The sequence below is a fragment of the Nocardioides sp. CF8 genome (assembly GCF_000389985.1).
Classification (GTDB): domain Bacteria; phylum Actinomycetota; class Actinomycetes; order Propionibacteriales; family Nocardioidaceae; genus Nocardioides; species Nocardioides allogilvus.
This window is the reverse complement of sequence record NZ_CM001852.1, coordinates 1,693,368-1,703,149: the sequence shown is the minus strand read 5'-3', so window position 1 is coordinate 1,703,149 and position 9,782 is coordinate 1,693,368. Positions and strand designations below refer to the sequence as shown.

General features: G+C 68.7%; 8 protein-coding genes and 1 pseudogene. 3 read left to right on the top strand and 6 right to left on the bottom strand.

Translation table 11 applies throughout. The features are described 5' to 3' along the window. Positions 1-77: 77 nt before the first annotated feature. The 6 genes from CF8_RS08320 to CF8_RS20850 all read right to left on the bottom strand — a co-directional run bounded on the left by CF8_RS08320 (position 78) and on the right by CF8_RS20850 (position 7,329). The gene (locus tag CF8_RS08320) at positions 78-689 is read right to left on the bottom strand and encodes a hypothetical protein (protein WP_036490574.1); all 612 of its coding nucleotides are present in this window, start codon (positions 687-689) and stop codon (positions 78-80) included. Next, positions 682-1,131, bottom strand: coding sequence for a helix-turn-helix domain-containing protein (locus CF8_RS21485; RefSeq protein ID WP_198016974.1), 450 nt, complete (start codon positions 1,129-1,131; stop codon positions 682-684). The genes CF8_RS08320 and CF8_RS21485 overlap by 8 nt, the downstream gene beginning before the upstream one ends. 220 nt (positions 1,132-1,351) lie before the next feature. Then, positions 1,352-2,056, bottom strand: a complete 705-nt coding sequence (locus CF8_RS08310; protein ID WP_036490570.1) for a hypothetical protein — start codon at positions 2,054-2,056, stop codon at positions 1,352-1,354. After that, on the bottom strand, positions 2,053-3,519 hold the full coding sequence (locus CF8_RS08305; protein WP_010832679.1) for a type IV secretory system conjugative DNA transfer family protein: 1,467 nt from the start codon (positions 3,517-3,519) through the stop codon (positions 2,053-2,055). Before CF8_RS08305 ends, CF8_RS08310 begins: the two co-directional genes overlap by 4 nt. Further along, positions 3,516-4,112: a hypothetical protein gene (locus CF8_RS08300; RefSeq protein WP_010832678.1), complete on the bottom strand. Its 597-nt coding sequence runs from the start codon at positions 4,110-4,112 to the stop codon at positions 3,516-3,518. The genes CF8_RS08305 and CF8_RS08300 overlap by 4 nt, the downstream gene beginning before the upstream one ends. Positions 4,113-4,176: 64 nt before the next feature. Then, a complete protein-coding gene (locus tag CF8_RS20850) occupies positions 4,177-7,329 on the bottom strand; it encodes a peptidoglycan DD-metalloendopeptidase family protein (protein WP_010832677.1) in 3,153 nt (1,050 codons plus the stop codon). A gap of 237 nt (positions 7,330-7,566) precedes the next feature. Here CF8_RS20850 and CF8_RS08290 point away from each other — a divergent pair, with 237 nt between their 5' ends. The 3 genes and pseudogenes from CF8_RS08290 to CF8_RS22465 form a co-directional block, all read left to right on the top strand. Continuing rightward, positions 7,567-8,667, top strand: a complete 1,101-nt coding sequence (locus CF8_RS08290) for a tyrosine-type recombinase/integrase (RefSeq protein WP_010832676.1) — start codon at positions 7,567-7,569, stop codon at positions 8,665-8,667. 34 nt (positions 8,668-8,701) lie between these two features. Beyond that, positions 8,702-9,046: a helix-turn-helix domain-containing protein gene (locus CF8_RS08285; protein WP_010832675.1), complete on the top strand. Its 345-nt coding sequence runs from the start codon at positions 8,702-8,704 to the stop codon at positions 9,044-9,046. A gap of 257 nt (positions 9,047-9,303) precedes the next feature. Beyond that, a pseudogene (locus CF8_RS22465) lies at positions 9,304-9,782 on the top strand (hypothetical protein); the annotation flags it as partial.

Sequence of the window (9,782 nt, the reverse complement as noted above, 5' to 3'; positions counted from 1 at the left end):
GCCTAACCTCCGTGGACAGAACACCTAGGGAGCTGCTGGCGTGGAACAAAGGCTACGCTGCGGACGCCGGCCACTGATCAGCCAGCGGACGCCCAGAGCTTCGCCGTCAGTCGTTCTGCCATCAGCCAGGACGCGGGACTGAACCGAGTGGCCTGAAACTTTGCAGGTGCGACAAGCCAGTCGACGGCGCCGCCGCGATGCACTGCAAGGCCCACACCGAAGTACCGCGCCTCCGCTACGCAGAAGCCGCGGGATTGCTGGTCGCGACCGCCGTCGAGCACGACATAGCGCGCGCAGTACGACGCGAACGGGCTGACACCCTCCAAGCCCTGCTTCCAGGTCCTGGCTACGACGCCCACGCTGAGCAGCGAGACTGCCGGCCGGAGGGCGACTCGAACATCGGTCCCGTCCAAGTCGACGACGCCCGTCGGCAGCGACAGCAGCAGCCGCAGATCCACGCTCCGCAGGAAGGTCACGGGTACGGCAACCCCGGTGGGCATGCTCAACAGGACCTGCAGCGCCCGACGGTTTGGAAGTGCCCCCAACCCGTGGTGCCGCCTGCGAGCAAGTTCGTCGTCGTCGCGCTCAACGGCCACCATGATCTCATCGCGGTCGAAGCGGAGAGACCCAAGCTCACCGGCCGGAACCCATGACTCAGTTCCACAACCGTCGCGGAGTAGGTCAAGCATCCTGCACTCCCTTCGTCACCTCGCGCTTGTGGTCGTCAACTCCGCACAACTGCTGAGCGGCGCCCCAGAACTTGTGCGACGCACGTTCATACCAGCGGTGTTGCTCGGACGGCTTCGCCGGGGTCGGCTCGAGCAGACCCACCGACTCGAGGTGTCGGATGAGCCGGTGGGTCGAGCTGTACGGCACCCCCGTCCTGGTGGCCACGTCCTTGACCGTGAAGGGCCCGCGCCGGGTCGCGATGTCTCGGGCGATGTGCAGCATGTGGCGGTTGCCGAACAGTGACTTCGACCGCGTCTCCAATTCGTCGTCAAGCACCGATGCAATCACCATTCTCGGATGGTATCTGAAATCAAGACTCTGAGATTCTGTTTCTGGATTAACAGGTTGATGGTGGCCGCCGGTTCGACAGATGCCCGTCCAAGAGCTGGTGGTGTCGGACACTTCGACTGAAGCGGAGGTGAAATGCCGCAGCGGGGAGCCGACCGGTCTCGAGCCCGGTGAGGAGTCCATGGCCCGGTCACCGTCCGCATTCCCCCGTGGCAGGCGTTCGCGCGCCCGCGGGCTGTCCAGGTCCTGTGCTGCTCGGGCATGGGCGCCTCGCCGCGCACCCGGAGTGACGGTTGCGCGGGGTGGATGGCCTCGGACCGTTCCCTCGCCGTCACTATTCGCGGGGTCCCTTCTCGGTTCGGGTGCGCGGCTCGCTGCCGAGCGATTCGTCGTGGATCTCGCCGGTGTCGAGGTCGACCAGGCCGAGGCGCGGCGGCCCAGCGGCCGGCTCCTGGTGTTCGCATGACCGCCGGCCGGCCGGGAGCGCGTCGATGTCGAGGGCGAAGGTGTGTTCGCGGCGCTGGGTGTTGGTGTCGGCGATGTGCTCGTTGTGGCGCGGCCTGCCCGGCCAGCGCTTGTGCTCGTCGTCGCAGTGAGCGCGCAGCCGGTTGCGCATCCGGTCAGCGAACGCGGGCAGGCAGTAGCGGTGCCACTCCTCGAGGGCGTCGCTGGTCTTGGCCAGGCCGGCACGCCGGCGCTGGTCGGCCATGACCGCGATCTCGTGGACCAGGTGCGGGTGCAGGGGCCAGCAATCGGGGACGAGGCCGGCGACCTCCCAGGTGTAGTCGTGGTTGAGCCAGATCACGACCTCGTCGAGCCATTGCCACAGGTCGTGCCGCAGCGCGGGGTCCAGGCAGGTGGCCGGTTCCCAGGGGCGGGGCAGCAGGGTGTGGTTGCCCAGAGCCTTCTGCTCATCCTCGGTGCCGTTGACGGCGATGTGGAGCTCGCGGTAGGCCAGGCGGACCTGATCCCCGGGGACTGGGAACGGGTAGACCATCGGAGTCGGGTTTGACCGGCGGGTCTGCGGGTCGATGGTCACAGCTCGCTCCCGACGTCGTCGACGAACCCGAGTCGGCGGGCCTCGACCAGGGCCGCGGTGGCTCGGGCCTCAGGGGTGATGACCATGCGCCGGTCGTTGGTCAGCCGAGCACGCAGGGCGCGCTGGTCGGCCAACAGGCGTTCGCCGGCCCTGCCCTCCACGCATCGGGTCAGCTTGGCGATGATCGGCTTGCCGTTCTCGGCGATCACCAGGGCCTGCCGCTCGGGGAGCTGGCGGACCTCCTCTGGCCTCATGATGGGGATGTCGTCACCGGAGAAGCTGCGGCCGCCTCCGTTGAACCCGCCGCTGGAGTGGGAGACGCGGCCGATGCGGACGGTACCGAGCAGGTCGGAGATCTCCTGGTTGAACGAGACATCCTTCGAACCACCGAACATGACCAGGGCGTTGGTGAGTCCGAGCAGGGCGCGGGCCTCGTGTTCGCCGAAGATGCTCGTCAGCTGCGGTCGTGTCTGGGCTGCCCAGATGAAGGAGAGGCCCTGTGCTCGCTCGTTGGCCATCCTGGTGCGCAGTGTCGGAAGCGGCGCGGTGGAGGGCAGCTCGTCGAGCACCGAGAGCAGAGGCGGGCACAGGCGGCCGCCCCATGGGGAGTTGTTGGCCAGCAGGAGGCCTGTGTCCAGCACGTGCTCGGCCACCGCGGTCATCAGAGGGCTGGCAGAGGCGTAGGGGTCTTCGCGGCCCAGCAGGTAGATCGTGCCGCTGCGGCGGATGACGTCGGCCAGATCGGTGGCCGGGTGTCCGGCGCTGGGGATGCACCGGCGCCGGATGTCAGCCTGGAAGAACAGCGACACGGCCTGCTGGACGGTCGTCACGGTGTTGCCGGCGGTGCGGTCGTCGCCGTTGAGCGCCCCGTGCAGGAGTCCGTGCCAGAACGCCTCGGCGTGCGGGTGCCGGCGCAGGATCTCCATCGGCTGGGTGGCGGCGCCAGGGTTGGCCACCCACTGCAAGACGTCCTCGAGGGTCTTCCCCGTCAGCGCCGCGGCATGGAAGTAGCCCTGCAGGACCTTCGCGGATTCGGCGGCGTAGAACCGGGCCGCCTCGTCTCCGGTGCCGCCGTTGATCGCACCCTTGACGGTGCCGGCGGTGAAGGCCTTGGCGCGCCGTTCGGCGACCTTCGGATCCACGCAGCCGGCGATCGGGTCCCAGATCAGCTCGTCGACGACGCCCTCGGCCAGGCCGAACGGGTCGAGTACGACACAGGGTCGGTCCTCGCGGGACCGCTCGGTCAGGCTGAGCAGGAGGTCCTCCACCTTCGTCAGCGTCACCAACGCGGCTCCCGGCGCGCTCAGAAGGGCCGGCGTGAGCAGGTCGAGGGTCTTGCCGGAGCCCTGGGGGCCGATGACGCCGGCGGTGCGGTCCCACGGCACCCACAGGTCACCGCCGCGGGGCTCGTGGGCGCTGCCGATGCGCCAGCCGACGTCCCAGGGGTCGAACCTCAGCTTCATCGCTCCTCCTTCGTGAGCCGGCGGTCGAGCAGCCAAGGGCTGAGCCCCTGGCCGAGCGCAGGCCCCGGGCGGTCGGTGGCGTCGCCGGCGGCGCGGTGCACCGGCTCGGTGGCCGCGTGCTTGCCGTAGAGGTCGGGTCGGACGATGCCGGCGACCTTGCGGAGCCGGGTGACGCCCAGGAGCTTCTCGGCTTCGGCGGAGGTGGCCATGCCGCGCATCCGTCCGGGACCCCAGCGCTGGTAGGTGTAGACGCCGACCCAGATGGTGGCCGTCAGCAGGGCGATCTCGGTGAGGGCGAGGCCGGTCCACACCAGGCCACGGCCGGCGAGGCCGTCGGGGGTCGGGCTGGGCAGGCCTGCATCCGCGTGGCCGGTGAGGACACCGGGCAGGCTGGTCCAGAAGGCGGTCCCGATCGGGGAGGGGAAGGTGCCGGCATTGGCGTCGGGCCAGGTCCAGCCGGCGCCAGCGAGGAGGTTGGCGACCGAGCGGCCGAGTTGAATGCCGATGACGATCACGAACAGCGTGGCCAGCATCACCGCTGTCGGGATCTCCCAGGTCCAGGGGTATGGGTCTCGTCGTCGCTCACGCTGCACGCGCTGTCCGCCTCCTTCTGTGTGTCTGGCTGGTCTCCTATGTCCCGGGGAAGGTCGGGTGCGATCACGCGGCCTGTGTCGGCCGGGAGGCGTTCTGGGCGAGCCACGTCGACGGGTCGACGTTGTCGGAGCCGTAGATGGAGCCGTTCTTCAGGTGGACCTCGAAGTGCAGGTGGCAACCGGACACGTTGCCCTCCTTGCCGACCTGGCCGATCGGTTCGCCGGCGGCGACGGTCTGGCCGCGGCTGACGGTGACGGTCTGCATGTGGGCGTACCAGGTGGTCAGTGACCCGGCACCGGTGGTGACCTTGACCAGCTGCGGGCCGGCCCAGCCCTCGGTGGTGTCGATCTCGATGGTGCCGGCGTGGGCGGCGTAGACGGTGGTCCCGCATGGGGCGGAGAAGTCGGTCCCGGTGTGCCAGTTGGACCAGTAGGGGCCGGTCTCGTGCCAGTTGTGGTTGTCGGTCCCGACGTACTGTGACGGCACCGGGTAGACGACCTCGTCGCACGCCGCTCCGTCGAGGCCCACGGGCTGGAGCCAGGCGCCGGGCTTGACGTTGATGTGGACGTGATTGCGGTGATTTTCTGAGTCGCTGTCGCGGTCCTCCATGGGCCGCCAGCCCTCGGATGCGCGGGCGACGGACCAGATCCGCTGGTACCAGATGATGTAGTCGATCCCGAGCTCACTGGCGTGGGCCTTGGCGTAGGCCGCGAGCCGGTCGCCCTGGGCCCGGCCTGCGGAATTCAGCGGGACCATGAAGTCAGCGGCCAGCCCTGCGGGGTGTCCGTTGGGGTCGGTGGCGCTCTCGCGGTAGCCGCCGACGGTCTTGATGTCGAACATCGGGCCGAGGACGTTGACCAGCTGGGTCAACTGCGGCTTGACCGGGCCGAGGTTGTAGTTGGTCTCCGTCGCGACGGCGCAGCCGGCGCTGCTGCCGGCGGTGGTGGCGACCACCAGCGGGTGGTCGGCGATCTTGCTGGTCTGGGTGCTGTTGTCAACGCTGGCGTTGGCCCAGGTGAGGTTGGTGCCGTAGACGTGGTCGATCGGCGCGTCCTTCTTGGGCACCTTGCACGGCTCCGCCGACCCGCCGAAGGCGTTGCTCAGCTCGGGAGTGAGGGCGCAGTGGGAGGCGTACTGACCGTCCTTGCCGTCGTTGAAGTCGCCCAGGATCACCGCGGGAGTTCCGGTGCCGGCGAGGTCGGTCATCGTGGCCAGCTGACGACGCAGCGCCTCCTTGCGGTGCGCGGCGGCGTCCCCGTTGGTGTTGGCCGGGTTGTGGACACTCCAGACCCAGATCACCTGACCGGCGTTCGGGCTGTCGGCGGCACCGGTCAGTTGGACCAGGGGCATCCCGACGTCCTTGCCACCGAAGTAGGGGATGTCGACGAGGCGGGCGTCGGTCTGCTCCCACTCGTTGCGGTCCCAGATGACCCTGTTCTGCGCCTTGCCGGTGGCCGGGTACATGCCCCATTTCGCCGCGTACCGCTCGGCCAGTGCCGTGGCCTGGGGGCCGTGCACTTCCTGAAGGCCAGCGATGGTGACGCCGGCGTTCTCGATCGTGCGCATCGCGCCCGGGAGTCGCTTGTCCCAGGTCTCGTAGCCGGCCTTCTCACCGCCGCCGCCGGGCTTGCCGTCGGTGTGGCCAGCACCGAGCAGGTTGAGGGTGCCGAGTGTGATCGGGTTGACGGTGTCTTCCTGGCAGTCGGCGACGTTCGTGGTGGACCCGTCGTCGGGCAGGTCGGGCAGGTCGCCGCCGAGCAGGTCGGCGATGTCGCCGGCGACGTCTTCCCACTGGGCGTAGGCGTCGGGGTAGCCCGAGATCTGGACGGCCTGTGCAGCTTGGGTGAGCGGCATCTTCGACCAGCCGGGGATGTCGAGGAGGCCGGGGTTCGCGGTGTGCTGGGCCTTGCCGAAGAAGGCGCGGGCGGCCAGGACGGGGTTGGTGATCTCCGCGCGGCTCCCCCAGCCGGCCGAGGGGCGCTGCTGGAACAGGCCGCCGGAGTCGCGGTCGCCGCCGGTGAGGTTGACAAGCTTGGACTCCTGGATCGCGGTGGCGATCGCGACCTGCAGGCCGTACCGCGGGATCTCGAGGTCGCGGGCGACCTGGGCGATCGTGATCGCGTTGCGGGCCTGCTCGGCGGTCAGCGCCGGGTAGTTGGATGCGAACCGCAGCCGCATCAGCTGGGACAGCACCTCGCCCGTCGGTGGCCCCTCGGTGGCGGTGTGCACGGCGGGCACGGCTCCGTCGCCGGTTTCGGTGTCGGTGGTGGGCGCGTCCTCGGGGCCGGCGCCGTTCATGGCCAGCCGGGCGGCGATCCAGTGGTGGTCGGAGACCATGGTCCCGGACCAGCCGCGCTCGAGGCGCACGCCTTGGTGCTGGGGGAAGAAGATGAAGTCGACGGCGTGGTTCTGCCGGCCGTAACCGGCGGCCTTCATCTTCGCCGCGGCCGCCCACGGGAGGTTGGTGTAGGAGGCGTGGGTGTTCATATCGCCGCCGATGAGCACCGGGCCGTGGGTCGCGAGTGAGTTGCGCAGCTGCAGCAGGATGTCCATGCCGGCGCCGTACTGCTGGGGCCGGGTCAGCGGCGGGTTGCCGTGCTGGCGGGGGTACTTGTGCGGGTTGGTCATGTGGTGGGTCGCGATGATCGACACCACGGCGCCGTCGCTCTTGCGTTCCAGCAGCGCCCAGGTGGCATGCCGGTCCCAGGTGACCGGGCGCCCCTTGTAGAAGGTCTTGTCGTCGTCGGCAAGCTTGACCCGCCCGGAGCTTCTCAGGGCCCATGTGTCGCTCTTCCAGAGCACGACGTTGCCCATCGACTCAATCGCGTCGACACCGCTCTCCGCCGGCGCGCGGTAGGCCGAGTAGCCGGGGGCGGCTGACTCGATGAAGGCCAGGCTGCGAGCGCTCTGCTCGCTGAGGGTCACGAAGTCCGGGTTGGTCGAGAGGACCTTGGGCATCGAGGCTCGGAAGCCGTCCGGGCCGGAACGGGTGGGGATGTTGGCCGAGGCGACGCCGATCTGACCCTCGACCGGGCCGCCGATCGGCCCGTCGATGTTGCCGAGGTCGCCGAGCTCGGTGGGTGCTGTTCCTTGGCTGGCCTGGGTGCGGCACTCGGCGGCCGCGGTGGTGCTCATGAGCACCATCAGGGTGGCCAGGATCGGCATGCCGACGAGGATGATCAGGAGGGGCAGCCCGGCGAGCAGCAGCTTCTTCACGACAGATCAGTCCCGAGGGTGCTTATGTTCCGGCTGGAATCGTCAGAATTCATCGGAACTTCTAACCCGCTGTCTCTATGCGCGACGGTTCTTTTTGCTGATTCGCAGCCCAGATCCGCGTCTTTGCAGGTGACGCGGGTTCCCGGACTAGTGAAGATTCATTGATCATCGGTCGCTTTTCCTGACGGTTCTGCCGTATCGTCGACGCATGGTCGGCATCGGCGAACTGAGAGCCTGATGAGGTTGCTGGCGCTGCCGGGCGGCGCGACTGATCAGGCCCTCGCGTCGGCGCAGGACGTCGAGGACTTCGAGCAGGAGTTGGTCGACCAGTACGCGCTGGCCATGGTGGCCGCGGGCCTGAGCGACGGGCACATCCGCAACAGCCGAGCGACCGTGATCGAGTTCGCCCGCTCGATGACGGGACCACTGTGGGAGGCGACCTGCCAGGACGCCGACCGATACCTGGCCGAGCAACGACAGCTCGGTCGCAGCGTGTCCACTCGCGCCGGGAAGGCCGGCACGCTGTCGGTCTTCTACGACTTCGTCATCGATCGGTACGAAGGCACCATCCGGCGAGCAACCGGGGCCCAGGTCGAGCAGCCGATCGACGAGTACAACCGGCAGTCCGGCGCGTCCCTCGGAAACGTCCGTGTGCCACCGTCGGACGAGGAGGTCGACACGCTCTTCACCGCCTGGCGCGAGTCGGTCCCGAACGCCCGCAAGTACCTGCCCGCCGCACGGGACTACTTCGCGGCATCGCTGTGGCGCCGACTCGGGCTGCGGATCAACGAGACGGTCATGCTCGACATCCGTGACTGGCGACCCGACCTCGGCGGATATGGCAAGCTCCACGTCCGATTCGGCAAGGGCAGCCGCGGCCGCGGACCCAAGCCCCGTCTGATCCCAGCGATCAACGGAGCCGACCAATTGATCGACTGGTGGCTGGCCGAGGTCCGCCCGCACTATGGCGCCGACTGGACGAGCCCTGATGCCCCCTTGCTTCCGTCGGAGCGACTCGATCACGGCCTTGGCCGCTGCGGCCGTGCGCGTCCCGACGTTCTCCGCAGAACGCTCAACGCCCATGTCGACCAGTGGCTGCCTGCCTGGTCCGGCCGGATAACACCGCACGTGCTGCGGCACTACTGCGCGTCCTCGCTCTACGCCGCAGGGATGGACCTCAAGGCGCTCCAGGAACTGCTCGGGCACCAGTGGCTGGTCACCACATCGGGCTACATCCACGTCCGCAGCGACCACATCCAGCGAGCGTGGGACCAGGCCAACGAACGCCTCGAAGACCGCTTCGGCCAGCGACGACTCCCCGTCCCGGCCAGGAACTGACCCCACCGAAGATCCGAAGGACGAGAGGAAGCAGATGCAGTGGAACCTCAGGCTCCGTGCCGCCGAGCGGGGGATCTGGAAGTCGGCCGAGCTGCGGCGGATGCTCGCTGACGCTGGACTCGAGATCTCCGCTGGGAAGATGTCCTCGTGGTGGGCCGGCACCCCGATCACGATGCGCTTGGAAGACCTCGACGTGCTCTGCGCGGTGCTCGAGTGCACGACCGACGACCTGATGAGCCTCGAGCCAGAGAAGGTCGCGGCACGTCGGCCCCGCACGTCGGATGCCGCCAACGGCGAACACCCCGAAAAGCCCGGCGGCAACGGCGGCCCGGCCGTCCCACCCCGGTTCGGCAAGCCGCGCTCCACCCCACCGCTGTAGCCGAGGTCGGCCGACCACCCTGAACAGGCAGGGAGCCCATGCCAGCACCCGGACCCAACGCCACCTTGCGACTGCCGCCCAAGTGCAACCGGTGCCAGCTCAACCGCGTCGCGTGGACCAGTCCTCGAGTCGACTGGTGCTACGAATGCCTCCCCGGCGGGCCGTTCAAGCCACCTGCGTGCACGCGCTGCGCAAGCGTCGCCGACTACTTCAGTCAGGGCCTGTGCAGCAGGTGCCACCCCCGCAGCCCCGAGCACATGGACTCCTGCAAGGGCTGCCTGGCCTGGGGCGTATACCCCCGCTACAACTGGACCTGCTGGTCCTGCAAGTGGTGGGAATCCCACTACCCCAAAGGAACGTGCGCGCACTGCGGCCGCGACACCCACGTGAGCGACACACGAGCATGTCGCCTGTGCCTGGAGAATGCTCGCCTCGAGCAGACACCCGGTCGCGCCCCCGACGTGGCCGCCTCGAACCGCCACAGCCAGCAGCTGTTCTTCGCCAACATGATGTTCAAGCGACGCGTCAGCTCGATGCCGGACTACGTCACCTGGGATGGCCGCTGGTCGAAGAAGAACAAGAACCAGCTGTCCTACCAGCCCGGCACCAGCTTCGATGAGAACGCACCGGAGCAGCTCACGCTCTTCGACATGGACCCCGACCCGGAGGTCCTGCGCCAACGCATCCTGGTCGAGGACAGCGAGCTGACCCGCTACTGCGCCGCCATCCTCGCCGG